The organism is Amycolatopsis sp. lyj-23 (assembly GCF_046549135.1).
GTDB lineage: Bacteria > Actinomycetota > Actinomycetes > Mycobacteriales > Pseudonocardiaceae > Amycolatopsis.
Genome location: NZ_JAJPWN010000026.1, coordinates 85105 through 111091, shown reverse-complemented (window position 1 = coordinate 111091; position 25987 = coordinate 85105). Strand labels below are relative to the sequence as shown.

The following is a 25987-nucleotide window of genomic DNA, read 5'->3' as shown; positions in this document are numbered from 1 at the left end:
CTTGACAACGCGGACGAGCCGAGGGACTCTCGTACCGCGTCCGCATAGCGTTCATATTGTACGCACAGCGTACAGGAGGTAAGGGCAATGTCGCTCGACCAACGCGAAATCCGCAACGCCTTCGGCCGCTTCGCCACCGGCGTCACGGTGGTGACCTGCCGCAACGACCGGGGAGAGCCGCACGGCGCGACGGTCAACGCGTTCACCGCCGTTTCCCTGGATCCGGCGCTGTGCCAGGTGACGCTGACGCGGCGGTCGAAGGCCTGCCAGTACCTCGAAGGCGCACCGTTCGCGGTGAACGTCCTCGCCGCGAACCAGCTCGACACGGCCTGGCACTTCGCCGGTCGCCCGCACGACCGAGCTCCGGCCTGGGCCGAAGGCCCCTTGGCGCCGGTGCTGACCGGCACCGCGGCCACCATCGCGTGCCGCCCGTGGCGGACCTACGACGGCGGCGACCACCTCATCGTCATCGGCGAGGTTGAGCACCTAGAAACCAGCGACGCCGACCCGTTGCTGTTCTTCGCCGGCGGGTTCCGCGAACTCGGCCCGCGCGGCCACGCCCACTGGTCGGCCTCGGTCGACTGCCCCGACCTCGGCTGGTTCGGCTCGGCCACCGAGTTCGCCCCGCTCACCACCACCGCTTCCTGAAGCCGTTCGACGAAAGGTCCGCCCGATGACCATCCAAGAGCACGACGCGCCCGCGAAGGTGCGCACGACCCGGCCGATGACCGGCGACGAGTACGTCGAATCGATCCGCGACGGCCGGGAAGTGTTCATCTACGGCGACAAGGTCGACGACGTCACCACCCACCCGGCGTTCCGGAACTCCGTGCGGATGACCGCGCGGCTCTACGACGCCCTGCACGACCCCGACCAGCGGGCGGTGCTCACCGCCCCGACCGACACCGGCAGCAGCGGCTTCACCCACCCGTTCTTCCGCACCCCGAAGTCCCAGGAGGACCTGTTCGCCGACCGCGACGCGATCGTCGCCTGGGCACGGATGACCTACGGCTGGATGGGCCGCAGCCCCGACTATAAGGCTGCCTTCCTCGGCACGCTCGGCGCCAACTCCGACTTCTACGAACCGTTCGCCGACAACGCGCGACGGTGGTACGCCGAGTCGCAGGAGAAGGTCCTATACTGGAACCACGCGATCATCAACCCGCCGGTGGACCGCGACCGCAACCCCGACGACGTCAAGGACCTGTTCATCCACGTCGAACAGGAGCGCGACGACGGCCTCGTCGTCTCCGGCGCCAAGGTCGTCGCGACCGGCTCGGCCATCACCAACTACAACTTCATCGCCCACTACGGCCTGCCGATCAAGAAGCGCGAATTCGCCCTGGTCTGCACCGTGCCGATGGGCGCGCCCGGCATGAAGCTGATCTGCCGCAACTCCTACTCCACCGTCGCCGACGCCACGTCCAGCCCGTTCGACTACCCACTCTCGAGCCGGTTCGACGAGAACGACACCATCTTCATCCTCGACAAGGTGAAGATCCCGTGGGAGAACGTCTTCATCTACGGTGACGCCGAGAAGGCAAGCACCTTCTTCCCCGGCTCCGGCTTCCTGCACCGCTTCACCTTCCACGGCGTCGCCCGGCTGGCCGTCAAGCTCGACTTCATCGCCGGGCTGCTGATGAAGGGCGTCGAAGTCACCGGCACCAAGGACTTCCGCGGCATCCAGACCCGCGTCGGCGAGGTCATCGGCTGGCGCAACCTGTTCTGGGCCCTGTCCGACGCCATGGCCGCCAACCCGGACGAGTGGAAGAACGGCGCGGTGCTGCCGCACCTGGACTACGGCCTGGCCTACCGCTGGTTCATGACGCTGGGCTACCCGCGCATCCGCGAAATCATCATGCAGGACCTCGGGTCCGCGCTGATCTACCTGCCGTCCTCGGCCAAGGACTTCTCCTCACCGGAAATCCGCCCGTACCTCGACCAGTACGTCCGCGGCTCCGACGGCTACGACGCCGTCGAGCGCGTGAAGCTGATGAAGCTGATCTGGGACTCGATCGGCAGCGAGTTCGGCGGCCGCCACGAACTCTACGAGCGCAACTACTCCGGCAACCACGAAAGCGTGCGCGCCGAGCTGCTGTTCGCCGCCCAGCAGTCCGGGTCAACCGAGGCGATGAAGGGCTTCGCCGAGCAGTGCATGGCCGAATACGACCTCGGCGGCTGGACCGTTCCCGACCTCTACAACCCCGGCGCCACCTCCCTCTCCCGCTGACGAAGGGCTCCGACGATGACCACCACCGAATCCGACGCCCCGACCGCGGCCGGCTCGGGCAGCTCGGCGAGCCAGGCCTTCCGCACGGCCGCCCGCGAGGCCACCGCCGTGCCGCCCGAGCGCGTCGACGAGGTCGCCCGCGCCGTCCTGGCCGGCGTCCACCAGGCCATCCGCGAGCACGACGTCACCTACCCGGAGTTCCAGGCCGCGAAGCAGTGGCTGATGGACGTCGGCGAGGGCGGCGAATGGCCGTTGTTCCTCGACGTGTTCGTCGAGCACGTCGTCGAGGAGGTCGCCGCCCGCACCCAGGACGGGACCAAGGGCAGCATCCAGGGGCCGTACTACCTGCCCGGCCAGGCGAAGCTGCCGTGGCAGGCGGCATTGCCGATGCGCCCCGGCGAGAAGGGCACGCCGCTGGTGTTCACCGGCCAGGTGCGCGACGTCGCCGGCGACCCGGTCGCCGCGGCGGAGCTGGACGTCTGGCACGCCGACGACGACGGCTACTACTCCGGCTTCGCCCCCGGCATCCCGGACGGCAACCTGCGCGGCGTCGTCGTCAGCAACGGCCACGGCTGGTTCGAGATCACCAGCGTGCGGCCCGCGCCTTACCAGATCCCCACCGACGGCCCCACCGGCAAGCTGATCGCCGCCGCCGGCTGGCACGCCTGGCGCCCGGCGCACCTGCACCTCATCGTCCGCGCTCCCGGGTACCGCACGATCACCACCCAGCTGTACTTCCCGGGCGGCGAATGGCTCGACAGCGACGTCGCCGAAGCGACCAAGCCGGAACTCGTGCTCGACCTGCGGCCGCAGGAGGACGGCCCATTGCGGGCGGAGTACGACTTCGTGCTCGAGCGCGCCTGACCACCTCGCCGGCCGGACCCGCGGGTCCGGCCGGCGCATCGCCTGGGAACGAGGAAACATGACAGACCTGGCGATCGAGCGCGTCGAGACGGTGCTGCTCGACGTGCCCCTGCGCCGCCCCCACCGGTTCGCCCGCACGGGGATGACCGCCCAGCCGGTGCTGCTGGTGTTCGTCCACACGCGTGGCGGTGCCGTCGGCGTCGGCGAGGGCGTGGTGCCCGGCGGCCCGTGGTGGGGCGGCGAATCGGTCGAGACCATGGCCCTGGTCGTCGAACGCTACTTCACCCCGATCCTGCGGGGACGGTGTGTCGACGACATCGCCGGGCTCGTGCGCGACCTCGGTGACGTCGTCGCGGCCAACCTCTACGCCAAGACAGCCGTCGAGGTGGCCCTGCACGATGCCTGGGCCCGCAGCCTCGGTGTTCCGGTGCACACGCTGCTGGGCGGCCTCGCCCGGCGATCCGTGCCGGTGACGTGGGCCCTGGGCACCGAACCGGCGCCCGCGGTGGCCGACGAAGCGCTGGCCAAGCTGGACGCCGGCCACCGCAGCTTCAAACTGAAGATGGGCGCGCTCGACCCGGCCGACGACGTGGCGCGAGTGTGCGCGGTGGCGGAGAAACTCGTCGGAGTGGCCAGCGTGCGGGTGGACCTCAACGCGAGGTGGGACCTGCTGACCTCCCTCAAGCACCTGCCGCGGCTGGCGGACGCGGGCGTAGACCTGATCGAGCAACCGGTGCCCGGCGCCGAAGTCGCGGCCCTGGCCGAAATCAACCGCGCGCTGCCGATCCCCGTGATGGCCGACGAAAGCCTCCGCACCCCGGCCGACGCCCTGCGGCTGGCGCGGCACCGGGCGGCCGACGTGTTCTCGCTCAAGACGACCAAGTCGGGTGGCCTGCGCACGACCCGGGCGATCGCCGAGATCGCCGCCGCAGCCGGAATCCCGTGCCACGCAGGAACATCCATCGAAAGCCCGATCGGGACCGCGGCCTCCCTGCAGCTGGCCTGCACCGCGCCGGCCGTGACGTGGGGAAGCGAGCTATTCGGGCCGCTGCTGATGAGCGAAGAACTCCTGACAACGCCGTTGCGCTACGACAGTGGTGAGCTTCACCTGCCGGAAGGGCCGGGCTTGGGCGTCGAGCTCGACCTGGCCGCCGTGCGCCGCCTGGAAAGGCGCTGAAGTGCTGTTCCACGTGCGGATGGACGTGACGATCCCGCCAGGTGTCGACGTCACCGACCGCGTCGCGGCCGAGAAAGCCCGAGCGCTGGAGCTCCAGCGCTCGGGCGTGTGGGTGCACCTGTGGCGGATCGTGGGCCGCTACAGCAACTTCAGCGTCTTCGACGTCGCCTCCAACGATGAACTGCACGGGATACTCGCAGCCCTGCCGCTCTATCCCTTCATGCGCATCGAGGTGACGCCTCTGGCCACCCACCCCTCGGATCTCGCGGCCCAGTAATTTCGCCGCGCATCCGCTTTGGCCAGATCCGGCCGGGCGCTGTGGCTGCACGAGGACCGACCCGCCGAGTACGCGAAGATCGGTGGAGTCAGATCAGGACCCAAGCGAGGCTCGTGAGAGCGCCGCCCACGAGGAAGTGAGGGGCGTTGAGCAGGCCGTAACGCGGAGGGTGCGGGAAGTTCGGATTGATCGCGATGTTGAAGGTCATCGCGTACCGGCCCGATCGTGTGCACATTTGATCAATGTGCTCGCCAGCGCGGTGCTGTTCGTCGCGCTCGACATCACCTCCGTCGAGGACGTGCTCGTGTTCGGCGTAATCGTCGGTGTCGGCTTCCTCGTCCGTATCGCCACTGCTCATGACGATGACCCACAGCACATTGTCTGACTCCCAACAAGTCCAGAAAAGGTCCGGCCATGAAACGATTCATTCGGTTGTCGCGGAGGCTTGGTACCTGTGCAGCGGAGGCAGCTGCAGCCCAGCCGTCTGTACGGGATCGAACAGCGACACGGTTGCGCGGCCCTGGTGGCCGCGCAATGCGTCGCGAGCGTGACGGCGAATCTGCGCGTCGGGATGCCGGGTGAGGGCCAGGGCGAGGCGAGGACTCAAGATCATCATGTCCACGGTGCTGGCGCGCAGGGGATGCTGCATCCACGCGCTGTCGCTCACCATTTCGTCCGGTATAGCGCTCGACCTGCCTGCGCGGACCGCGAGAGACATCAGGACGTCCGGGCGAGGCGCCGTCGGACCAACTACGATCGGCACCTCGGTCAACGCCTTGCCCGTCCGGAAATCCGACAGAGCTTCCGCCAGCCGGCCGACACCCCAATGGTGGTGCGGATCCTCGAAGCAGACCCGGGCCAGGTCATTCGCCGCTCTCGCAATGGCCGGCAGGCAGCACCGCCGTGCGTTGACCACGCTGAACTCCGCGGCCGACCGTCCGAGCCGCTCGAGTTCAGGCAGCCAGCCGGGCTCCTGGGCCACGGCGGCGACCCAGCTGACGGTGCACAGCCGGATTCGCGTGGCGGACTCGGCCAAGCGCATCAGGGCGGTTCGCCGGTCCGGATCGACGAGAAGTTCCGCCGGCAGGCATCCGGGTACCTGACTTAACAGCCAGAGAGCACGACGGGCGTGGTGGACCTCGCCTTCGTCCGAGGGGTTCTCGGAACCGAGTTGTCCAGCCGCGTCGAAAAGCTGGGGAAGGCTGGTGTAGTCGTGCTCGACCGCGAATTCGACGCCCACTGTTCTGTGGACTAGCAGGGGCAGCTGCGAGTTCGGATCGGAAAGAACTCGTCCGGTGTCGGAGTGACGATCCACTCGGGTTGCACGCCACCCACCCAGCTGTCCTCCATCCGCCGGATCGAGCCGGGGTCCGCCATCATCGGCCGGCTGGACGTAGTCGCGTGGACAATGGGCCATGGAAGGGCGGTGAAAAGCCGCGAGAGCGTTTGGTTGTCGAAATCGGCGCCTTGCAGCGCAGATACCGCGGCTTCGAGAGTACGAGCGCCCGGCGAATCGGCGAACTCGGCGACGGCGCCCAGCCATCGCCACCGAAGTTCCAGCTCGGACATCTTCCGCAGGCTCCGCCAGGCGATCCGGGCCATCGTTTCCGGTCTGGCACCGGAGGTGGCGGAGACCCAGTTCAGAATCGTGTCGTCCTGTGCGGGCTGGTCGGCAAAGAACCGTGGTGTGGACCGGGCCAAGCCGCTGAAGAGCAGCAGCAACAACGTCGACTGGTGTCTGTCTGCGGACGTGATGTCCAGGGGATCGATGTCCTGCAGGCGCCCCGGCACACACCTCAGCACCTCACCAGGATCGAGCGCGAAGATCCCCAATGGACCGAGCTTCCAGGTCGCGTCGTGGGTCAGGGCCTCGAGAATGTGGGCTCGCATGACCTGGGCTGGGAGACCTGATAGATACCGGTCGAGCACCGCGCCCGCTTTGATGTCGCCTTCGTTCACGCGGTCGTCCAGGACGAACAAGGCTCCCAGGCGCCGGTCGGGCGTGGCAGTCTCCAGGACCGCGCCGATAGCCGCGTCGATCCCGGCCCGGAGATCGGGTCGGGCGGCAAGCTCGGCCACCGGGCCGGCTTCCGCCCGGCCAGGCAGGTCGAGCAACCGGGTTGCCGTCGTGAGCAGGAGCGTGCGGTACCTGGGCTGGCCGTAGGCCACACCGTCAGCCAGCAGCTGGGCGGCGAGCGCCGCCCCGGCCCGCGTGGTCGCCCCGCCGGTCACGGCGGGCCCCTGCGGTTCGCCCGAGCAGGGAACCGCCGACCGGGCCAGCGGAGTGTCCGTAGCGTCCAATTCCTGGCAGAAAGTGACGACCATGTCCCTCAGAGCGCGGCGGTGATTGAAGATCATGCCGCAGGTCAGCAGCAGGACGTTACGCCAGTGGTCCCCCGAGGCGATCGCGGACAGCCGGGGCAGCATCATCTCGTCCGGCCCGTCGACCAGTGCCCGGGCGGCGCAGTATTCCTGGAGCGACCGAACCTCGAACGCGACGTGCTCGGCCGTTGCGCCGACGAGGAATACCAGTCGTTGGGTTGTGGTGGCGCGCAGCGTCGCGACCAGTTCGGCCCGTTCGCCGGCGGCGAAGCCTTCGTCGGCGAGGATGTCGTCCAGCAGCGCGTCGATGGTGGCGGTGAACAGGCGGGACCCGGTGTCCTGATCGCCGGTCCCACGAGCCTGCAGTAGCAGGGCCGCGCGATCGTGCAGCATGTCGATGGTATGCCGGTGCTCGCGCAGCATCCGGCTGGTAGTCAGGTTCTTGCCCAACTCGCGACGATAGATTGTGTCGTAGTACTCGCCGAACAGACCCGACCGGTCCGTCGGGGCCTCCCCGATCTGCGACAACAGCATCGTCATGATGGTTACCTGCAGGGGCGTCCCCATCAGCCAGCGCGTCGCGCCGGACTCCTCGGCGGCGGCCCGAACCCGATCGAGCAGGTTGGCCGCCAGCGCGGGGTCGGCGCCGTACCGGACCCGTACCAGCCGCTCGGCATACCGGCTCGCCAGCTCCGGAGGTAGCGGCTGCAGCTCGAGGTGACGGAAGTGCTCGGGCGAGAAGTCGCCGTGGTAACCCTGCGGACGCGTGGTCGCGACCAGCAGGAGATCCGCGTCCGCGGCGGCGGCTTCGACCCGGAAATCGCTGATCGCGGTCATGACCCGTTGCCGGGTGTACGCCCCGGGCACCTCGTCCAAGCCGTCGAGCACCACGCACCACGGGATCACGGTCAGCCACTCCCGGAGGTGCCGCTCGGTGACTGTCCCATCCCGGTGGTAACCACTCACCCGTGCGGCGGCGAACTCCAACAAGCCCGTGACGACACCGGCAGTGAGATCGTCTGCGAACGCCGCGAGCGGGATGTGCAGCGGCCATCTCGCCACTGTGACGGCGGGGATCCTCTCGGCGCCAGCCGTTTCTAGCAGGCCGACAATCGCTTGCCTCAGCTCCGGCACGGCGGCCGTCACGGGTTGGTCGGCGAGCAGCCGGGCGCGGTAAAGCTGGCACAGGAATTGCCCAATTGTGCTTTTACCCTGGCCCGGACCGCCGACGATCACCCAGCGGCTGGGTTGGTCGGCCTCGTGCGAGCCGCCCGGGGCCAGCATCCTGTTGCCGACCCTGACGAGACGTCCGACCACGGACGTGTCGGGACGGGCGAAAGCCCGGCCGGGTTCGGCTGGCGAAGAGCTCGGCTCGTGCCAGGAGGCTTCGTCATCCGCGATCTCGCGAGATGCGAGCGAAAGCAGCAGCTCCATCTCCGCCTGGCTCTTCTCCTCAGCGCTCAGCGAATTCTCCAGTCCCTGAGCCAAGGCGCGATCGACCAGGCTCTGCGACCGGAACCGCGCCGGTGTGTCCACGAACACCGACGCGAGCGGCACTGCGTGTTCTCCGCCGGTCCCCCGCCTCATCGAGGCGCGCCGACCGGCGAGCCAGCAACTCCTTCGCGGCCGCCACGGGAATCGACGCCTTCAGGTCGGCCACCGCCGGCTTCAGCTCGTCGAACAACGTCGCTAGCACGTCCCCGGCCGTCACCCAAGCTGCGTAACGGCGTCGCACCTCAAAATGCCCGTCGAGCATCGCCTCGAGGGTTTCGCCGTCCCACACGTGGAACCCAACGAAGCCGAGCTTTTCCCGGTACTCCTCCAGTACCGCGACGATCCGGTCCCGGCCGCCGGCGCCCGGAAACGCCGACAGGCGGACGTTCGTGATCAGCAGGTAGTACTGGGGGACGGGCGTCGTGCGGCTGCCCTCCACCCAGGGTGTCAGCTCACCGTGGATCTGCTTAATCACCCAGTCAGCGTCGTCCTTGGGCACGCCGGTGTGACTCTTGTGCTTGGCCTGCACGACGATGTAGCCCGACCACCGGTGGCCGTGGGAGATCACAGCGACCGGACCGTCGAACGTGGCCTCACGACCGCCGTCGCGTCCCGGGCCGAACACGACGATTCCCGGCCCGAGTTCGGCGGCGCACAGGGCTTGCGCCATCCGCTCGAACACCTGCGGCCCGCACCCGTCGAAGTCGTAAGTCACCTAAGCAGTCTTCCAGAAGGAGATTGACGCGCTCGTAACGGCCATTCGCGATGCCGTACGAACGGCCAAAGATTGCGCACTTGTATTCGATACCCTCTCCGGCCGCCGAGAGGATCAGCCGATTCTTGCCCCGGCGCGTACTCTCACCACGTCCGGCTACCACTTGGCAGGTCGAGTTCGACCGCCCGTTCCGTGTCCGCCTGACCTGCATTTCCTGCGGAGTGCCTTCGCACCGACGCCGCGGAGTGCGGCCGGATAGCCCTCATTAAGGGGCCAGACCAGAAGCCGGTGATCAGCGGCACCCGCCCAGCATCGGCCGGTGCAGCAGCTCCGCGAGGGGTGTCCGCGTCTCGACGACCGGCTCGGCCGCGACCGGGGCTTCGGGGTGGCAGCCGGGCGTTCCGGTAGGCGCGGGTCAACGAGCCGGTCGGTGATCCGCTCGGCGCGGTCGAGCCTGCCGCGCGCTGCCAGCCAGCGGGGTGACTCCGGAATGACGTGGTCGCCCAGCAGGAACAGCACGACACCGTCGAAGGCGATGAGGATCTTCAGCCGATCGGTCCGAGGTCGAGGACCCGAGCACTGTTAGGGGCTGCCGGTGAGCTCCGCGAGCCTGGCGGTCAGTTGGTCCGCTTTGCCGTGCCGGTTTTGGCGGCGATACAGCCGCACCGCGTAGGTCCAGGCTTCGATCGCAGGCGAAGGACGGCCTAACTGCAAATAGCATTCGCCGAGCCGTTCGCGGGTTGCGGGTTCGGCGTAAGCGTTGTCCAATTCGGACAGCATGGCGGCAGCATCCTCGTAGCGCGTCACGGCTTCGGAGAAGTCGCCGGTCGCCACGGCGAGCTGCCCCAGGCTGTCCAGGGTGGCCGCCTCCGTGTCCCGATCGGCGATCTCCCGGCTGAGCAGCAGCGCCTCCTCACAACACCGCCTTGCTCGGCAGAAGTCCCCATTCCCCGTTGCATAGCAACCGATCGCGTTCAGGATCTGTGCGGTCCCTGCAGCGTCCCCCAGCGCCCGGTACAGATCCAAAGCTCGCTCAGCCGCAGCTTCCGCTTCCGGAAAGGCTCCCCGCTCGCCACAGTTCCAGGCGATGAACTGCAGAGTCTGCGCCTGGGCGAGCTGGTCGCCGTACTCCTCGGCGAAGGCCAGCGCCGCTTTGAGGTGCTCGCGCGCCCCTTCGTGCCGGCCGGCCCGGGTGTAGGCGCCTGCGAGCAGCCGGTTGGCCAGCGAGCGTTGCCCCAGATTGCCGATATGCGTCGTAGCCTGCTGCCCCCGCAGCCAGCTGGTGAGATGCTCGTCGGTGAGACCGCGGCGGTGATGGAAGGTGTGCATGGTCCAGGCCAACTGCCAGGTCTCCTCGTACCACCCCGCCTCGGCTGCGACGCGCTGGGTGTCGAGCAGGCACCGGTGCTCGGCGTCGAACCACTCGATCGCAGCACCGCGATCGATAAACCGCGGCGAGGCACCGGTATGCGGCACGAGCGGAATGCGCCCCCGCTGGGGGTGTAGCACGTGATCTGCGGCGTCGGCGGCATGCAGGGAGTACCGGGTCAGCCGGCGCAGCGCCTCTCGGATGTCGGCTGCTGGCAGCGCATCGGCGCAGCGCTCGGCGAGATATGCCCGCACCAGGGCGTGCATGCGGTACCGGTCGGGCGACTGTTCAAGCAGGGAAGCGTGGGTGAGCGACCGCAGTTCCCCGTCGACTCGGTTCGCGGGAATGCTCAGCAGGGCACCAGCCGCGCTGCGGCCGATGTCAGGTCCGGGCACCAGTGCAAGGAGCCCGGCGAGCCATTGTTGCCGTGCATCCAGGACGTCCCAGGAGCGCGACATCACGACGCGGAAACCAGAACCGGGACTGGCCGAGTCGAGCGTGGCCAGCCGGTGCTCCTCGAGCTCTCCGGCGATCCGCGCGAGGGCGATCCGGGGCTGCAGCTGGACGAGCCCGGCCACGAGGCACAGCGCCAGTGGCAACCCCTCGCACACCGCCAGCAGCCGGTCGACGGCACCCGGGTCGCCGTCGGCTCGCGACCCCACCGAGCGACCGAGCAGGTCCCGCGCCGCTCCCCCGGACAACGGGTCCAACGGCAAGTGAACCGCGCCAAGCCCGGCCAGCGCCCCGGCCAGCTGATTACGGCTGGTGACGAGCACGTAGCACCGCGCGCCCGCAGGCAGCAGCGAACGCACCTGGCCCGCGTTCGCGGCGTTGTCGAGCACGATCAGCAACCTCTTGTCGTCCACCAGACCGCGGAAGAGGTCCGACCGAGCCTCGGTGCCGGCGGGGATCTCTTCGGCCGCCACCCCCAGTGCTTCGAGGAACCGGCGCAGCACGATGCCGGCCGTTGCCGGCTCGTTCTCCCGGTCGAACCCACGCAGATCCGCGTACAGCGAGCCGTCGGGGAACTCCTCCTGGTGCCGCTTGCCCCAGCACAACGCAAGGCTGGTCTTGCCCATCCCGCCGGGCCCGGCGATCGCGACCACCAACGGCCCGGCGGCTTCCGGTCGTTGCCGCAGGCAGCGAGTCAGCTCGTCTAGTTCGGCTTCCCTACCGACGAAGTTCGCCGTGACCGGCGGCAGCGTTCGCGGCGGCGCGGATCGGTGTGTTGCCGGCGACGTCGGTCCGGCATGCATCAGGGCTGGGTCCTGTCTGCTGATTCGGACGTGCAGGTCCTTCAGCTCGGGGGTGACCTTCGCGCCGTACTGTTCCTCCAGGCTCTCCCGAAATGCCTGATAGACGTTCACCGCCTCGGTTGTCTCCCCACTGCGGTAGAGCGCGATCATGAGCTGTCGGCAAAAGTACTCGCGCGTCGGCTCGCGTTCGGCCCATTGCCGGACCTGCGGAAGGATTTTTTGGTGCCGGCCCAGATCGAGCTGGGCATCGATGTAGCGCTGGAGTGCCTGTAGGTGCTGTTCGACCAGCCGCGCCCGCGTCGTAGCGACCCCAGGCGCGGCAATACCCACGAACGGCTCGCCTCGCCACAGCGCGAGCGCTTCCGTCAGGCGCTCCGACCGGCCGTGGGCCGTTGTCTCCTCGTCGGCCCGCTGCAGAAGAGCGTCGAACCGGTGAAGATCGGTGGCCTCGGACGGAACGTCAAGGCGGTAGGCGCTGCGGCCCACCGTGACGATCAGCGTCTTGCCGGTGTCGCCCAGTGCGGTGCGGAGGGACTTGATCGCCTGGTGCACGACGTTTTTCGGCTTGCCTGGCTGCTTGCTGTCGTCCTGTTCCCACAGGTCGTCGACAAGGGCACTCAATTGCACCGGTCGGCCTCGTGCGACCAGCAGCAACGCGAGCACGGCCTGGGGGTGCCCGGGCGGGATCGAGACCGGTCCCTCTGCGGTCCACGCCTCGAAGGCGCCCAGCAGGCCAAAGCGCGCTTCCATCGCCCTCCCCGGTCTCGATAGCGCCACACCTAATCTCCATAGTGGCGAGAAGTGACCAGTTCGTCACCCCTTGTTACAAGATTCGCCGGGGTGTCACCCAGCGGTACATCAGCGTGGATTCACCGGAGACTCAGCGGCGCCGCTCAAGGTGGACCTCAGCCGGGCTCCCACCGTCCGGCCGGCGCTCCGGCGATCCGCCGGTGCACCTCGTCCGAAACAGGAGTGACCATGAAGATCGCGAACTACCTCGGGTCCGCCGCGGCGGCCGGAACGGTGCTCGCCACCGTTCTCGCCCCGACGGCGAACGCCGCGCCGACCCCCGCGGCGACGCACTCGGCGAGCACGCTGGCCCGGCCGGGCACCGGCGACCCGGTGCACGCCGGCGTGCCCACGCTGGGTACGGCGGTGCCCCGGCTCTCCGCCCAGGAGCAGGCCGAATGGAGCCGGCTCACCGCCACGCCCGAGGACCGCGCCCAGGTGGTCGCCGAGATGCAGGCGGCGTTCCAGGGCCTGGCCACGGTCGGCCCGGCCCGGCCCGCCGGGAACGCGCACACCGACCTGGCGACGGGCATCACCGGCGATCACTTCTGGATCACGGCCTCGTACGCGGACGTGGTCAACGGCGCGATCGCGATCGGCGTCCGGGCCTGCCAGACGAGGCTCCCGGGCTGGCTCTGCAGCACGGCGGGCACGCTGCTGACCAACTGGGCCTCCGGCTGGGGCTCGGCCAGCAACCACGGCGTGTGGGCGGCGATCTATTGGGCCCCGCCGCACGTCGAAGGCGGCCGCTGGTAGAACCGGGTCCGGAACGCCCCACGGTGCATCGCCACCGTGGGGCGTTTCCCATGTCCGGATGCGCACGGCTCGGAACTAAGCTCACGATCCTGCCGCCGAGCGACACGACGCCGCACACGACGACGGTACGGCCGCGCAGGAACACCGCCGCAAGAGCGACCATCACTGGTCCGCGGCTGCTGTCGACCGGCAGCGCGCCAACGACCTGCCCAAGGCGACAAGTCGCGAGGCGAGAAGAGACGACCTTTGTCTCGGCCTTCGTCGCGAATGGTTTCTGGGTGGCGACCCGGCACACTCGGAAGAAGTCGACCGCCGCCTTCATGATGTCGTCGGCCTTCAACCAGAAGCACTACTGGCTGCCTTGGTGCAACGCGTGCACAGGTGAGGCCAGGGGGGTCTCACCAGCAGCAGCTCAGGGGTCGGAAGGCCTCGTCATCCACGCTTGCAGCGATGCCGGACGAGGGCACTACGGCAATCACCGCACGAGCGCGTCGGCACGCGTCGACACCACGCCAAGTATGTCGTTCAGGCCGGTCAGATCGAGGGCGCGCGCTACGGAGCTGCGCTCGGGCGCCACCACGCGCAGCTGCAAGTTCCGGCCGCCATCACGAACGGCCTTGAGCAGGGTCGTCATGCCGACCGAGGCGAGAAAGGTGACCTCGGTCATGTCGATCACGAGCAGCCGAGGTCCTCGGCCGAGTGCGGTAGTGATGGCTTCTTCGAGTACCGGTGCGCTGAGCAAATCCACTTCGCCGGAGACGTCCAAGACCGCCGAGTCATCGGTGCCCAGATGGACGGTCACTTTCAGTAAGTCCTGCGGAAGGACCGGGCCACCGCCAGCGCCCACACGCACCTCCGGACTCCGTATGTTTACTTAGAGATATCCGATCTCGCAGTCGCTAAACCTCCCTCTCGCATGACCGCCGTCACTCCGTGACAGCGCTGACGCCCACTTCGCCGGAAGCATGTTCACGCGTCGAGCGGCGCACGACTGAAGCGATCAACCCCCGATGCGGGGGAACAGCCGCGTGCAGTTGAGGGTGGTCAGCTCGCGCCAGGTGGTTCCCTCGGGCTGCGGGGCCGCGTCGATGGTCGCCAGCTGGGCCTCCACCGCGGCCGGCGGGGTCCAGCAGTAGTCGCTGCCGTACAGCAGCTTTCCGGTGCCGAAGGCGCGCTCGAACGCCGGGACCTGGTAAGGGAACGGCGTACCGGCCAAGTCGAACCACAGCTCGCCGATCTGTGCGGGTACCGTGGGGCCCTCCGGGTCAGCGGCGAGCAGAGTGCGGAACAGTTCCAGGCGCTCGGCCAGCAGTGGCAGCACGCCACCGCCGTGGGTGAAGATCCACCGGATACCGGGATGCCGCTGCAGGACACCTGCGAAGACCAAGTCGCTGACGGCTCGGCCGGTGTCGAACAAAAACTCCAGCATCGGCCGCGGCCGGCCGAGCGAGATGGCCTCGGCGTGCGGCGGCGACGTCGGGTGCACGAACACCGGCGTCCGGCGACGTTCCAGCTCCGTCCACAAGGGACCAAAACTCGGGTCGCCGAGGTAGCGGCCACCGGCGTTGGTTTCGATCGTGACGCCGTCGCAGCCCAGTTCATCTACGGCGTAGGCGAGTTCGGCGAGGGCACCGTCCACATCGGGCAGCGGCAGGGACGCGAAGTGCCCAAACCGGTCCGGATGCGCCCGGCGGACTTCGGCGCCGGTGTCGTTGACGTGCCGCGCCAGCTTCCGCGCGGCCGCGTCGTCACCGAAGTGCACACCCGGCGAAGAGATCGACAACAGCGAGACCGCGATGCCCCAGCGGTCCATCAGCTCCAGATGCGCTGCGACGTCCCACGTCGGCCAGCCCGGCATACCGTCGGGTGAACCGTGCCCCGCGGCGATCGCCGCATCGACGTAGTCCCGCGTGAGGAAGTGGGCGTGGACGTCGACGAGCCCGCTCACCCGACCACCCGGCCGGCCGACCAGACACGCCGGATCTTGGCGGTCGCCGAGATGTCGCGGGTGGGGTCCCCCTCGACCAGAACCAGGTCCGCCCGCAACCCGGCCCGCACGGCCCCGCGGTCGGGGAGCCCGAAATGACGGGCTGGCAGTTCGGTCGCCGCCCGCAACGCGTCCACTGCGGACAACCCGGCGTCGACCAGCAGCTCGAATTCGTGGTGCAGGCTCGCGCCTTGGACGACCGGGAAGGGCAGCATCGGCGCGGAGAAGGCATCGGTGCCGGCGAGGACCGGCACCCCGGCCGCATACAGCGCCGCGACGGAGTCGCGGCTGAAGGCGTAGCCGTCCGCGCCCACCTTGGTCGTCAGCGCCTCCATCATCGCCAGCGTGGGCACGGAGACCTGCCCCTGCTCGATCATCCGTGCGGTGGTCGCCGCGTCGAGGACGCCGTCACGCGGGACGTGGGTGACGACGTCAGCGCCGGCCCGCACCGCGCGCTGGTAGGCGTCGACGGAGGATGCGTGGGCGACGGTGAGCTTGCCGTGCGCTTTTCCTTCGGCGATCACCGCGTCGATGGTCGGCGGGTCCAGCAGGTTGCCTTCGATGACGACCTTGATGTAGTCGGAGCCCTCGGCCACCCGGCGGGCGACGAACCCGGCGGCCTGCCCGGAGGAGGTCAGGATCGCCTCTTCGGGCATGCCGGGCATTTTCGCGTGGTTGCCGCCGGGCCCGATGGCCGGAAGCCCCGCGCTGCGCACGTCGGGAACCTGCCCGCGGAACGAATCGACGCGTTCCCGCGGCCAGCACGCCATGTCCAGCGCGGTCGTGACGCCGTGTGCAGCGAGCGCGCCCAGGTCGTCCGGGGTCAGCAGGTGAACGTGGGCGTCGAAGAGCCCAGGCAGGAGGGTGGCTCCGGCGCAGTCGACGACGTCGGCGCCGGCCGGGTCGCTGCCGATCAGCGAACCGTCGATGACGACGGTGGTGGGTTCGGTGAGGCCGGTGCCGTCGAAGACGCGGACGCCGGTCAAGGCGGTCTTGGTCATGAGTCCTTCCCGGGAAGCCAGGAGTAGAGGAAGTCGTAGAGCTCGGCGACGTCGTCGGGCCGGTCGTCGCCGTAGAGATCGTCGGGAATCGGGTACCCGCGGCGGTCGAGCACATACGCGAGAAAGCGGTAGGACGGGCGAAGGTCCTCGAGCGAGGGCAGCGGCACCGCCGCCCCGGGAATCACGGGCGCGAGGACGTCCCGCTCGTAGACCGGGTCGAGGGACGTGATCAGCCATCGTCCCCCGCGGACTTCGGCGCGGTAGAGCAACCGGGTGTAGGAGGTCAGGTCGACGCCGACGCCCTCGAGCACGGTCCGGACTTCGATGGCCGCGGGGACCTCGGCCACGGCTCGGTCGCCGTCGAGGTCCACGATCGGGGGGCCGAGCCGGTGCCGGGCGACGTCGCCGCGGCCGGCTTGCTCCCGGGACCGGGCGACGAACTCTTGGGCGCTGCCGCGGAACCAGCTCAGCCGCACGACCGCGTCCGGCGCGTAGCACGCCTGCATCCGGTCCCACCAGCCCCGGTCGCGGCCTTGCCGTTCGCGCAGCACCAGCTCGGCGACCTTGGCGGCGCTCACGAAGCCGGCTCGGCGGCGAAGCTGGACTCCAGCACGATCTCGCGGGTCCGGCTGACGTGGGCCTCGAACCGGGCGACGGCCAGTTCGGCGTCGTGCGCGAGCGCCGCGTCGACCAGGCCCTGGTGTTCGCCCGCGACGTCGCGGTGGCGCTCCTCGCCGCCGGGGCCGGACCAGGCGCGGTAGACCTCCGCCGCGTCGGACAGCCGGTCGCAGATGTCCAGCAGCACCACGTTGCCGCAGGCCTTGATCAGCGTGTGGTGGAACTCCAGGTGCGCGCGGGCCCACTCCTCGTTGCGCCGCACCGGTGGCCCGGGAAGGATCATCGGCTGGCTGGCCAGCCGGTGGTGCGCGGCCAGCACCTCCGACTCCCACGTGACGCCGCCGCGTTCCACCGACAGCCGCAGCGCCGAGCCTTCGTTGACGATCCGGGCCTCGGTCAGGTCGGTCAGTGCCTGCAGGGACAACGGGACGACCCGGAAGCCGCGGTTGCGGTCGACCTGGACGAGGTCCTTGGCCGCGAGCAGTCCCAGCGCCTCGCGCACCACGCTGAGGCTGACGCCGAACTCGGCGCTTAGCTCCGCGGGCTTGAGCCGCACTCCCGGGGCCAGTTCTCCGTTGAGGATTGCCGACCGCAAGCCGGTGTACACCGACACGGCCAGGCTCTCGCCACCCGCTCTCTTCGCCATGCTCAGACGATAACACACTATCCGTCCAAGAATCGATTCTTGTCTTGACAGACGGATATGCGCCGCAGAGTATGAGCAGACCGATGCACCCCTGCCTCCCCGGCTTGCCCCGGCGATTACGCCAAGCGCCGGGATCCTCGATCGAAAGGCATCGCGATGCGGATCGCCAACCTCGCCGGCCGGCTCGTCCTCCTCACCGAAGACGGCGCCGTCGACGTCGAGCGTGCCAGCGAACAGCGCTTCTCCGCCGACCCCCACGCCGTCTACGCCCGCTGGGAGGAGTTCACCGCCTGGGCCGCCGACGCTCCGGTCACCGAAGCCGAAGCCTTCGACGAAACCACGCTGCGGGCGCCCTCCCCCAAGCCCGCGCAGGTCTTCGGCGTCGGGCTGAACTACCGCGACCACGCCGCCGAAGCCGGGCTCGGCTTGCCGGACTCCCCCGCCGTGTTCACCAAGTTCCCCAGTTGCCTCACCGGCCCGAGCGGCGAGGTCGCGCTCACCGGGTCCGCTGTGGACTGGGAGGTCGAGCTGGTCGCCGTGATCGGCCGCGAGGCCAGGAACGTGCCCGCCGAGCGCGGCTGGGACCACGTCGCCGGGCTGACCGCCGGCCAGGACCTCTCCGACCGCACGGTCCAGCTGGCCGGCCCGGTCCCGCAGTTCAGCCTCGGCAAGTCCGCGCCCGGCTTCGGGCCCACAGGCCCGTGGCTGGTCACGCCGGACGAGTTCGCCGACCGCGACAACCTCGAACTCGGCTGCGCGGTCAACGGCGAATCCGTGCAGAAGGGCCGCACCAGCGACCTGATCTTCTCCGTGCCCGAACTCGTCGCGCGGCTGTCGGCGATCCTGCCGCTGCGGCCCGGCGACGTGATCTTCACCGGCACCCCGTCCGGTGTGGGCATGGCCCGCAGTCCCCAGCGGTTCCTCGCCGCCGGAGACGAACTGGTCACCACGATCGAAGGCATCGGCACCATGCGCCACCGCTTCACCGGGGAGCGGTCATGACCACGGTCGATGCGAGCCGGTTCCGTGCGGTGATGGCCGCGGTCTGCGCGCCGGTCACGGTGGTGACCACGACCGGCGCGGCTGGCCCGCGGGGTGCGACGGTCAGCTCGTTCACCTCGCTGTCGCTCGATCCGCCGCTGGTCAGCGTCGCCTTCGACCGCCGGTCGGCGTTGCTGGCGGAAATCCTCGCCACCGGGCGGTTCGGCGTGAACCTGCTCGGCCAGGGCCAGGACGACCTCGCCGTCCGGTTCGCCACCCGCGGCGCGGACCGGTTCGGGGACCCGACGACGTGGTTCACCGACCACGGGCTGCCCCGGCTCCGCGACGCGGCCGGCTGGGTCGCCTGCAACCTGGACCGCGTCGTCGAGGCGGGCGACCACCTCCTGCTGTTCGGCCTGGTCACCGACCTCGGCCGCGCCGACCTGCCGCCGCTGGTCTACGCCCACCGCACGTTCGGCACCCACTCGCGCTTCGCCGAGCGGCCGCGTCCGCTCATCACCGACCAGATCGCCGCCTGCGCCCGCTGACCCGCTGACCCGCCCGGAAAGGACAACGCCGTCATGACCCTCGCGACCGAACACCCCGCGCCCACCCTCGACCAGCTCCTCAACCGCATCGCCGACATCCAGCCGCTGCTGGAGAAGAACGCCGCTCAAGGCGAGGCCGACCGACGGGTCGTCGAAGAGAGCATCGCCGCGCTGACCGACGTCGGCGCGTTCAGGATCGCCCAGCCCCGCCGCTACGGCGGCTACGGACTGCCCGTACGCGCGATGCTCGACGTCTCGGCCGCGGTCGCCGAGGCCGATGGTGGAACCGCCTGGGTGGTCGCGTTGAGCAACGTCTGCGCGTGGCTCGCCGGACTGTTCAGCGAGCAGGCCCAGGACGACGTCTGGGGCACGAACTCCGACGCGAAGGTGTCCGGCGTTCTCACGCCGACCGCCGAGACGACCAAAGTGGACGGTGGGTGGCGCGTCACCGGGCGCTGGTACTACAACTCCGGCTCCTGGCACGCCGACTGGGCCGGTCTGGGCATCCCGCTGACCGACGAGCGCGGCGAGGTCGTCGACCAGGGCATGGCCTTGCTCCCCCGAACCGACCTGGGCTTCGAGGACACGTGGTTCGTCGCCGGGATGCGCTCGTCCGGCTCAAACTGCCTCATCGCCGACGACGTCTTCGTGCCCGAGCACCGCGTGATGTCGGTGCCCCCGGCCATCGGCGGGCACTACGCGAACGGCGAGCCCGAAGAGGACCTGTTCCGGGCCGCGCTCGTCCCCGTGCTGACGCTGGTGCTGGCCGGACCGCAGCTGGGGCTGGGCCGCAAGGCCCTGAAGCTGGTCAAGGACAAGGCCGCGCGCAAAGCCATCTCCTACACCACCTACGCCACCCAGGCCGACTCCGTCGCCTTCCAGCTTCAGCTCGCCGAAGCCGCGCTGCGGATCGACACCGCCCACCTGCACGCCTACCGCGCGGCCGACGACATCCACGCGGCCGCCGCGGCGGGCACGTACCCCGGCGTCGAAGCCCGGGCCCGGACCCGCGCCGACACCGGCTGGGCCGTCGAGAACGTCACCCGCGCGATCGACATCCTGCTCTCCGCGCACGGCGCGGGCAGCTTCGCCGAGGTCAACCCGCTGCAGCGGATCTGGCGGGACTCGGCCGTGGCCGCCCGGCACGCGATCGTGCTGCCCGCGGTCAACTACGAGGTCTACGGCAAGGCGCTGCTCGGGCGCGAAGACCAGATCACCCCGCTCGTCTGAGACTCCGGAGGAACCGGCATGAGCCTGCACCGCCTCACCAAGATCGCCATCGGCGTCCCCGACCTCGACGAGACCGCCGAGTACTACACCGAATTCGGCCTCACCCCGACCGCCACCGGCTTCGCCACCGCCGACGGCGGCGAGCAGCTCGAACTGCGCCGGACCCCGCAGCGCCGGCTGCTCACCCTCGGCATCGGCGCCGACGACCCGGACGACCTCGGCCGGATCACCGCGTCCCTGGCGCGCCTCGACGTCGAGAGCCGCATCGACGGCGATTCCCTGTACACGAAGGACCCGATTACCGGGCTCGACGTCGTCGTATCGGTCGCTCCGCGCCTTCGCCAGCAATCCCCGGAGCCGGTGGCCTACAACGGACCCGGCTCGGTCCGGCGCGCCAACACCCGCGCGCCCGGCATCGACCGGGAGCAGGCGGTCCGGCCGCGCAAGCTCGGGCACGTCGTGTTCGGCTCGACCGACCAGGCCGCGGCCCAGCGGTTCTTCACCGAGGGCCTCGGCTTCAAGGTCAGCGATGAGGCCCCCGGCTTCGCCTCCTTCATGCGCTGCTCGACCGACCACCACAACGTGCTCGTCCAGCAGGCGCCGGTCAGCTTCCTGCACCACACGTCCTGGGAGGTCGACGACGTCGACGAGGTCGGCCGCGGCGCCACCGCGATGCTCGAAGGCCACCCGGAACGCCACACGTGGGGCTTGGGCCGGCACTACATCGGCTCGAACTTCTTCTGGTACCTGCGCGACCCCGCCGGCAATTTCTCCGAGTACTACTCCGACATCGACTGCATCCTCGAGGACCAGCTCTGGGAACCCCGCGTCGTCGCCGGGGAAAAGAGCCTGTACGCCTGGGGGCCGCCGCCCCCGCCGTCGTTCCTGGCGCCGGAGGACCTGGCGGACCTGATGACCGACGCCCACGACGGCGCATGAGCGAGCTGGATGTCTTCGGCCGTGGGTTCGACGGCTACGAGGACCTGTGGCGGTGGTCGGTCACCGACCTGGAAGGGTTCTGGGCGAAGGTCTGGGACCACTTCGAGGTCCGCGGCTCCTACGACCGCGTCCTCGGTTCGGCGGAGATGCCCGGTGCGGAATGGTTCCCGGGCGCGGAGCTGAACTACGCCGAGCACATGCTGGGCGGTGCCGATGACGACCTCGCCGTCGTCGCGCACTCCCAGACGCGGGCGAAGCAGTCGTTGACCTTCGGCGAGCTGGCCGACCAGGTCGGCCGCGCCCGGGCCGGGCTACGCCGGCTCGGCGTCGGCCGCGGCGACCGCGTCGCGGCCTACCTGCCGAACGTCCCGGAGACGCTGGTGGCGTTCCTGGCGTGCGCGTCGCTGGGCGCGGTCTGGGCGTCGTGCGCGCCGGAATTCGGCGCCCGCAGCGTCATCGACCGGTTCACCCAGATCGAACCGACGGTGCTGCTCGCCGTCGGCGGCTACACCTACGGCGCCAAGGAGATCGGCAAGAGCGCCGAAGTGGCGGCGATCCGCGCCGGGCTGCCGTCCGTCCGGCACGTCGTCGGCATCCCCTATGGACAGTACACAGTGGACGCGGACGTCTCCTGGCCCGACTTGCTCGCCGAGCCAGGGCCGCCGGAGTTCGACCGCGTGCCGTTCGCCCACCCGCTGTACGTCCTGTTCTCCTCCGGGACGACCGGGCTGCCGAAGGCGATCGTGCACGGCCACGGCGGCATCCTTCTCGAACACCTGAAGGCACACGCGTTCCACCTCGACACCCGGCCCGGCGACCGGCTCCTGTGGCACACCACCACCGCGTGGATGATGTGGAACATCCTGGTCTCCGGCCTGCTGCGGCGGGCCACCGTGGTCCTGTCCGACGGGAACCCGCAGCACCCGGACCTCGGCGCGCAGTGGCGGCTCGCGGCCGAAGCGCAGGTGTCGCTCTTCGGCACCAGCCCGGCCTACTTGATGGCGTGCCGGGCGGCCGGCGTCGAACCGGGGCCCCTGCCGGAGCTGCGGACGCTGGGTGTCACCGGGTCACCGCTGCCGGCCGAAGGGTTCGACTGGGCCACCGACCGGCTCGGAGTCCCCGTGAACTCGATGTCGGGCGGCACCGACATCTGCTCGGCGTTCGTGGCGGGGAACCCCTGGGTGCCGCCGCGGCGGGGCGAGCTGACCGCGCCGTGCCTCGGCGTCGACGTCACCGCGTTCGACGCGGCCGGACGCGAGATCATCGGCGAAGTGGGCGAACTGGTCGTCCGCCGGCCGATGCCGTCGATGCCGGTCGGGTTCTGGAACGACCCCGGCCACCAGCGTTACCGCGCGGCCTACTTCGACACCTACCCCGGCGTCTGGCGCCACGGCGACTGGGTGACGATGACCGCCGAACGCGGATTCGTCATCTCCGGCCGCTCGGACGCCACGTTGAACCGCGGCGGCGTCCGCCTCGGCACCGCGGAGCTCTACTCGGTCGTCGAGGAACTCCCGGACGTCGACGACTCGCTGGTGGTGCACCTGGAAGACACCGATGGCGGACCCGGGGAACTCGTGTTGTTCGTGGTCACCTCGGCCGTCCTGGATGACGGCTTCCAGCAGCGGATCCGCCGGGCCCTGCGCGAGCAGCTCTCGCCCCGGCACGTCCCCGACCGGATCGAAGCGGTCCCGGCGATCCCCCGGACCCTGACCGGCAAGAAGCTCGAGACGCCGATTAAGCAGATCCTGCGCGGCCGCCCGGCCGCCGAAGTGGTCTCGGCCGACGCGGTCAGCGATTACTGCGCGGTGGAAGCCTTCGCCAGATTCCGGCAGTGAGCGTCAGAAGATGGCGAGGGGGTTGACGACGAGTCCGGTGGTGCCGGTGATGCGTGGCGGCGCCAGGACCAGTAGGAAACTCGAGCGGTTCAGCGTTCCGCAAATTTCGGCAAGCTCGTCTAGGTCGGCCACGTCGACCAGCGGCAGGCCGAGGCGCGCGAGGGCGACCTGGTGCATGGGCATGGGAAACCGCGCCGGACGCGCGTTGCTGATGTCGCCGAGGTAGACACTGACGTCGTGGTCGGCGAGCCACCGCACCGCGCTGAGGTCCAGGCCGGGCACCGGTTGGTCGAGCGGGCGGTGGATGTCCCAGCCGCCGCGCACGGCGACCGCGTCTCCGGTGCCCAAGACCGTGTCCGCGCGTTCGAGTGCGGCGTCGAGGTCGGCGGCTCCGACCCGCCGGTCAGCCGGCAGGCTGCCGCCACCCGGCGCCAGGTCCAGAAGCACGCCGCGGGTGACGATCCCGGCTGCGAAAGGATCGGCTGAACCGTGTGTCACCCCGGTCGGCGTCACGGCGGCGTGGACCGGTACGCCGGGGTAGACGTGCTCGTCGACCGGCATGTGGGCGACGGCGTCGAGGTGGGTCACGGCGGCGTTGTGCGTGTTGATCAGGAGCGTGTCCGTCATCGCCATCGGCTTGGCTCCGGTGAAGTTCACGACCTGCATGACGCCCGCGGGCATCAGCGCCGGGCCGCCGACGGGCCCGAGCCCGGTGGTGAGCGGCACGGGTTCGGTGCGGCGGGCGAGGCTGACGTGCCGCGCGTCGCGCACCTCGGCGGCGGCTCGTTTCCTGGTCGCGTCATCGATCAGGTTCAGCGTGCCCAGCTGGTCGGCGTCGCCCCACCGGCCCCAGTTGGTCGGAAGTTCCGTCTCGGTCATGGCGTGCTCCGTACGTTCAGGGCGGTCAACTGGACCAAGGCAGCGCGGAGGCCGGCGTCCCCGGTGCCGCGAGCGCTGACGTAGCCGTCGGGACGGACCAGGATCCAGTCCCCGCCGGTCGCGGCCAGCGTGGTGTGGACCCGGCCGTCGGGATCCCACACACCGTGGGATCGATGCCGGCTGATCGTCACCTCGTCCAGCCACGGTGGCGGTGACGCGGTGGCAGCGTGCTCGTCCCCGGCGAAAACGAGCAGGTGCCAGGCCGCGGTCCGCAGCGCCGCGCGCAACGCCGTCCAGCCGGGTGCCTGAGCGTCGGCAGCGGAGATCTGGGTGAGCCGCCGGCCGGGCTGTGGCCCGGCACCGGAGCCGTCCCCGGGCACCGTCAGCGGGCTGTCGGGATAGCCGATGTTCAGGCCCGACATGCTCCGGATGAGCTGGCGCATGAAAGCGCGATCGGCCTCCCGGGAGTCCTGCGCGGTGACGACCATGGCCGAGTTCATGACCTCCCCGGTGGACGCGAGCAGCGCCTGCCCGATGGGAACGCGCTCGGCGTCATAGGTGTCGAGCAGAGCGGCATCGGCGTGGCCGTGCACGACCATGGCCAGCTTCCACGCCAGGTTGTACGCGTCCTGGACGCCGGTGTTGAGGCCCTGCCCCGACGCCGGGGAGTGGACGTGGGCGGCGTCACCGGAAACGAAACACCGTCCGACATGCATCGCGGGCACCGCGCGCTGCTGGATGGTGAACTTCGAAACCCAGCTGGGATCTTCGACGGCGATATCGCGCCCCAGAGCCTGCGACAGCTTGGCGCCGAACTGCCGGGCGATCCGCCCGGGGTGCTCCGGCTCTCCTTCGCCGGTCGTGTCCAGCAGCCGCCACTTGCCGGGGTCCGGGAACGGGAACAACATCAGCGCACCATCGCCCGGGAACAGCCAGTGCAAGCCATCTCGCGCCAAATCACTGTGCACGATCGCGTCGGCGATCAGCCAGGTGTGGGCGGCTTCGCCGGCCAGCGGAAGCTGGAGGTTCTTGCGGACGGTCGAGTGCCCGCCGTCGCAGCCCCAGAGGTAGCGCGCCCGCACCGTCTCGGCGCCGGCGCCGCCGCGCAGTTCGGCCGTGACCACCGCATCGTCCTGCTGGAACGACTCCAGCCGGGTGTTCCACTCCACCTCGACCCCGGCCGACGCCGCATGTCCGCGAAGCACGCGCTCGGTGATCACCTGATCGACGTTGAACATGTACGGGAAGCGGGTCGCCAGGTCGCCGAAGTCGTAGTCGATCCGGGTCGTCTGGTCGGCCTGGTGGCGGATAAAGGCGTTGACCCTCGTCCCGTGTGGAGCGATGTCGCCGAGGATGCCGAGCTGGTCGTAGATCTCCAGGCTGCGGGCGTGGGTGCCCAGCGCGCGGCTGGTCGTGGCCGGACCGGGTGCGGCGTCCACCAAGCGAACCGCGACGCCCCACCTGGCCAGCTGCAGTGCCGCCGTGAGCCCGACCGGTCCGGCTCCCGCGACGAGGACGTCGACGTCATAGTCTGCCATCGAAGACGAACCCCCTGTGTTAGCTATGCTGACACAGGAGCGTAGCTCACGAGCGAGAGGAACGCGAGGAATGAGCGCCGACGATCACCCGGAGGTGAACCCCCCGCTGCTCACCCTCCTGCAACGGGGTGTCCGGTGGTTTTCCGACGAACTGCTGGAGCGCCTCGACGCCGCGGGCGTGGACCCGATCACGCCAGCGCACGCGGCCGTGCTCGCGCACCTGGACCAAGGTGCATCGCTGAGCATCGCCGAACTCGCCCGCCGCGCCGACGTCACCCGCCAGACGATGCATCGCGCCGTCATGCAGCTCATCGACGAGGGGCTCCTGGTCAGCACGCCGGGACCGGGATTCCCGCGCAGCACGCTCATCGAACTGACCGACGCGGGAAGCCGGCGCCGCGACGTCGCATCGGGGATCCTGCACGACTTGGAACAGGTTCTCGGCCGCAAGCTGGGCCCCGCGGCATTGACGGAACTGCGCAACAGCCTGACGCGAGCGTGGTCGCAGTGAGAGCGGCAGGGTCCCGCGACGA

Annotated in this window: 24 protein-coding genes; 12 read left to right on the top strand and 12 right to left on the bottom strand. The window is 69.8% G+C overall.

The window, feature by feature from the left end; all coding sequences use genetic code 11:
• Window positions 1-87 precede the first annotated feature (87 nt).
• Genes ACLJPY_RS45960 through ACLJPY_RS45940 form a run of 5 tightly spaced genes read left to right on the top strand, consistent with a single transcriptional unit; the run spans window position 88 to window position 4548 of the window.
• Complete coding sequence (locus ACLJPY_RS45960; protein ID WP_410597302.1) at window positions 88-648, top strand: flavin reductase family protein; 561 nt, start codon at window positions 88-90, stop codon at window positions 646-648.
• Window positions 649-673: 25 nt separating this feature from the next.
• Window positions 674-2230, top strand: coding sequence for a 4-hydroxyphenylacetate 3-hydroxylase family protein (locus tag ACLJPY_RS45955; RefSeq protein WP_410597301.1), 1557 nt, complete (start codon window positions 674-676; stop codon window positions 2228-2230).
• 15 nt (window positions 2231-2245) lie between these two features.
• Window positions 2246-3094: a catechol 1,2-dioxygenase gene (gene catA, locus ACLJPY_RS45950; RefSeq protein WP_410597300.1), complete on the top strand. Its 849-nt coding sequence runs from the start codon at window positions 2246-2248 to the stop codon at window positions 3092-3094.
• Between the two features lie 58 nt (window positions 3095-3152).
• Window positions 3153-4271 carry a muconate/chloromuconate family cycloisomerase gene (locus ACLJPY_RS45945; protein ID WP_410597299.1) on the top strand — a complete coding sequence of 373 codons (1119 nt, stop codon included), beginning with the start codon at window positions 3153-3155 and terminating at the stop codon, window positions 4269-4271.
• A 1-nt stretch (window position 4272) separates the two neighbouring features.
• A complete protein-coding gene (locus ACLJPY_RS45940; RefSeq protein WP_410597298.1) occupies window positions 4273-4548 on the top strand; it encodes a muconolactone Delta-isomerase in 276 nt (91 codons plus the stop codon).
• Window positions 4549-4636: 88 nt separating this feature from the next.
• On the opposite strand, the gene ACLJPY_RS45935 is transcribed toward ACLJPY_RS45940, so the two are convergent.
• The 5 genes from ACLJPY_RS45935 to ACLJPY_RS45915 form a co-directional block, all read right to left on the bottom strand.
• Window positions 4637-4924: a hypothetical protein gene (locus tag ACLJPY_RS45935; RefSeq protein WP_410597297.1), complete on the bottom strand. Its 288-nt coding sequence runs from the start codon at window positions 4922-4924 to the stop codon at window positions 4637-4639.
• A gap of 48 nt (window positions 4925-4972) precedes the next feature.
• On the bottom strand, window positions 4973-5788 hold the full coding sequence (locus ACLJPY_RS45930; protein ID WP_410597296.1) for a hypothetical protein: 816 nt from the start codon (window positions 5786-5788) through the stop codon (window positions 4973-4975).
• Between the two features lie 11 nt (window positions 5789-5799).
• On the bottom strand, window positions 5800-8427 hold the full coding sequence (locus tag ACLJPY_RS45925) for an NACHT domain-containing protein (RefSeq protein WP_410597295.1): 2628 nt from the start codon (window positions 8425-8427) through the stop codon (window positions 5800-5802).
• Entirely contained in the window at window positions 8324-9079 is a 756-nt protein-coding gene (locus ACLJPY_RS45920; RefSeq protein WP_410597294.1) for a hypothetical protein, read from the bottom strand. The genes ACLJPY_RS45925 and ACLJPY_RS45920 overlap by 104 nt, the downstream gene beginning before the upstream one ends.
• A gap of 582 nt (window positions 9080-9661) precedes the next feature.
• Window positions 9662-12454, bottom strand: a complete 2793-nt coding sequence (locus ACLJPY_RS45915) for a BTAD domain-containing putative transcriptional regulator (RefSeq protein WP_410597293.1) — start codon at window positions 12452-12454, stop codon at window positions 9662-9664.
• 228 nt (window positions 12455-12682) lie between these two features.
• Between ACLJPY_RS45915 and ACLJPY_RS45910 the strand changes: the two genes are divergently transcribed.
• Window positions 12683-13249 (top strand): hypothetical protein, encoded by a 567-nt coding sequence (locus ACLJPY_RS45910; RefSeq protein ID WP_410597292.1) that lies wholly within the window; start codon window positions 12683-12685, stop codon window positions 13247-13249.
• Window positions 13250-13724: 475 nt separating this feature from the next.
• Here the strand turns inward: ACLJPY_RS45910 and ACLJPY_RS45905 are convergent, their stop codons facing one another.
• The 5 genes from ACLJPY_RS45905 to ACLJPY_RS45885 form a co-directional block, all read right to left on the bottom strand.
• Window positions 13725-14051, bottom strand: coding sequence for an STAS domain-containing protein (locus tag ACLJPY_RS45905; RefSeq protein WP_410597291.1), 327 nt, complete (start codon window positions 14049-14051; stop codon window positions 13725-13727).
• A gap of 198 nt (window positions 14052-14249) precedes the next feature.
• On the bottom strand, window positions 14250-15197 hold the full coding sequence (locus ACLJPY_RS45900; RefSeq protein ID WP_410597290.1) for an amidohydrolase family protein: 948 nt from the start codon (window positions 15195-15197) through the stop codon (window positions 14250-14252).
• On the bottom strand, window positions 15194-16237 hold the full coding sequence (locus ACLJPY_RS45895) for an amidohydrolase family protein (RefSeq protein ID WP_410597289.1): 1044 nt from the start codon (window positions 16235-16237) through the stop codon (window positions 15194-15196). Before ACLJPY_RS45895 ends, ACLJPY_RS45900 begins: the two co-directional genes overlap by 4 nt.
• Window positions 16234-16815 (bottom strand): nuclear transport factor 2 family protein, encoded by a 582-nt coding sequence (locus tag ACLJPY_RS45890; RefSeq protein ID WP_410597288.1) that lies wholly within the window; start codon window positions 16813-16815, stop codon window positions 16234-16236. The genes ACLJPY_RS45895 and ACLJPY_RS45890 overlap by 4 nt, the downstream gene beginning before the upstream one ends.
• A complete protein-coding gene (locus ACLJPY_RS45885; protein WP_410597287.1) occupies window positions 16812-17501 on the bottom strand; it encodes a GntR family transcriptional regulator in 690 nt (229 codons plus the stop codon). The genes ACLJPY_RS45890 and ACLJPY_RS45885 overlap by 4 nt, the downstream gene beginning before the upstream one ends.
• A gap of 156 nt (window positions 17502-17657) precedes the next feature.
• Here ACLJPY_RS45885 and ACLJPY_RS45880 point away from each other — a divergent pair, with 156 nt between their 5' ends.
• From ACLJPY_RS45880 to ACLJPY_RS45860, 5 genes are read left to right on the top strand one after another with little or no spacing between them, the layout of a single operon-like run.
• Window positions 17658-18503 (top strand): fumarylacetoacetate hydrolase family protein, encoded by an 846-nt coding sequence (locus tag ACLJPY_RS45880; RefSeq protein ID WP_410597286.1) that lies wholly within the window; start codon window positions 17658-17660, stop codon window positions 18501-18503.
• Window positions 18500-19030 (top strand): flavin reductase family protein, encoded by a 531-nt coding sequence (locus ACLJPY_RS45875; protein ID WP_410597285.1) that lies wholly within the window; start codon window positions 18500-18502, stop codon window positions 19028-19030. The genes ACLJPY_RS45880 and ACLJPY_RS45875 overlap by 4 nt, the downstream gene beginning before the upstream one ends.
• A 33-nt stretch (window positions 19031-19063) precedes the next feature.
• A complete protein-coding gene (locus ACLJPY_RS45870) occupies window positions 19064-20260 on the top strand; it encodes an acyl-CoA dehydrogenase family protein (protein WP_410597284.1) in 1197 nt (398 codons plus the stop codon).
• Between the two features lie 18 nt (window positions 20261-20278).
• On the top strand, window positions 20279-21199 hold the full coding sequence (locus ACLJPY_RS45865) for a VOC family protein (protein WP_410597283.1): 921 nt from the start codon (window positions 20279-20281) through the stop codon (window positions 21197-21199).
• Window positions 21196-23037, top strand: coding sequence for an acetoacetate--CoA ligase (locus tag ACLJPY_RS45860; RefSeq protein WP_410597282.1), 1842 nt, complete (start codon window positions 21196-21198; stop codon window positions 23035-23037). Before ACLJPY_RS45865 ends, ACLJPY_RS45860 begins: the two co-directional genes overlap by 4 nt.
• Window positions 23038-23040: 3 nt before the next feature.
• Here the strand turns inward: ACLJPY_RS45860 and ACLJPY_RS45855 are convergent, their stop codons facing one another.
• Both ACLJPY_RS45855 and ACLJPY_RS45850 read right to left on the bottom strand, forming a co-directional pair.
• Window positions 23041-23916, bottom strand: a complete 876-nt coding sequence (locus tag ACLJPY_RS45855; protein ID WP_410597281.1) for a cyclase family protein — start codon at window positions 23914-23916, stop codon at window positions 23041-23043.
• Complete coding sequence (locus ACLJPY_RS45850; RefSeq protein ID WP_410597280.1) at window positions 23913-25454, bottom strand: FAD-dependent oxidoreductase; 1542 nt, start codon at window positions 25452-25454, stop codon at window positions 23913-23915. The genes ACLJPY_RS45855 and ACLJPY_RS45850 overlap by 4 nt, the downstream gene beginning before the upstream one ends.
• A 70-nt stretch (window positions 25455-25524) precedes the next feature.
• On the opposite strand from ACLJPY_RS45850, the gene ACLJPY_RS45845 reads away from it, so the two are divergent.
• A complete protein-coding gene (locus ACLJPY_RS45845) occupies window positions 25525-25965 on the top strand; it encodes a MarR family winged helix-turn-helix transcriptional regulator (RefSeq protein ID WP_410597279.1) in 441 nt (146 codons plus the stop codon).
• The last annotated feature ends 22 nt before the right edge of the window (window positions 25966-25987 follow it).

Excerpts from the sequence above, each read along its gene's own strand:
- ACLJPY_RS45865 (WP_410597283.1), top strand. The coding sequence starts at position 20,279 with ATGAGCCTGCACCGCCTCACCAAGATCGCCATCGGCGTCCCCGACCTC.
- ACLJPY_RS45955 (WP_410597301.1), top strand. The coding sequence starts at position 674 with ATGACCATCCAAGAGCACGACGCGCCCGCGAAGGTGCGCACGACCCGG.
- ACLJPY_RS45855 (WP_410597281.1), bottom strand. The coding sequence starts at position 23,916 with ATGACCGAGACGGAACTTCCGACCAACTGGGGCCGGTGGGGCGACGCC.
- ACLJPY_RS45880 (WP_410597286.1), top strand. The coding sequence starts at position 17,658 with ATGCGGATCGCCAACCTCGCCGGCCGGCTCGTCCTCCTCACCGAAGAC.
- ACLJPY_RS45850 (WP_410597280.1), bottom strand. The coding sequence starts at position 25,454 with ATGGCAGACTATGACGTCGACGTCCTCGTCGCGGGAGCCGGACCGGTC.
- ACLJPY_RS45875 (WP_410597285.1), top strand. The coding sequence starts at position 18,500 with ATGACCACGGTCGATGCGAGCCGGTTCCGTGCGGTGATGGCCGCGGTC.
- ACLJPY_RS45915 (WP_410597293.1), bottom strand. The coding sequence starts at position 12,454 with ATGGAAGCGCGCTTTGGCCTGCTGGGCGCCTTCGAGGCGTGGACCGCA.
- ACLJPY_RS45845 (WP_410597279.1), top strand. The coding sequence starts at position 25,525 with ATGAGCGCCGACGATCACCCGGAGGTGAACCCCCCGCTGCTCACCCTC.
- ACLJPY_RS45870 (WP_410597284.1), top strand. The coding sequence starts at position 19,064 with ATGACCCTCGCGACCGAACACCCCGCGCCCACCCTCGACCAGCTCCTC.
- ACLJPY_RS45860 (WP_410597282.1), top strand. The coding sequence starts at position 21,196 with ATGAGCGAGCTGGATGTCTTCGGCCGTGGGTTCGACGGCTACGAGGAC.
- ACLJPY_RS45960 (WP_410597302.1), top strand. The coding sequence starts at position 88 with ATGTCGCTCGACCAACGCGAAATCCGCAACGCCTTCGGCCGCTTCGCC.
- ACLJPY_RS45910 (WP_410597292.1), top strand. The coding sequence starts at position 12,683 with ATGAAGATCGCGAACTACCTCGGGTCCGCCGCGGCGGCCGGAACGGTG.
- catA (WP_410597300.1), top strand. The coding sequence starts at position 2,246 with ATGACCACCACCGAATCCGACGCCCCGACCGCGGCCGGCTCGGGCAGC.
- ACLJPY_RS45885 (WP_410597287.1), bottom strand. The coding sequence starts at position 17,501 with ATGGCGAAGAGAGCGGGTGGCGAGAGCCTGGCCGTGTCGGTGTACACC.
- ACLJPY_RS45895 (WP_410597289.1), bottom strand. The coding sequence starts at position 16,237 with ATGACCAAGACCGCCTTGACCGGCGTCCGCGTCTTCGACGGCACCGGC.
- ACLJPY_RS45945 (WP_410597299.1), top strand. The coding sequence starts at position 3,153 with ATGACAGACCTGGCGATCGAGCGCGTCGAGACGGTGCTGCTCGACGTG.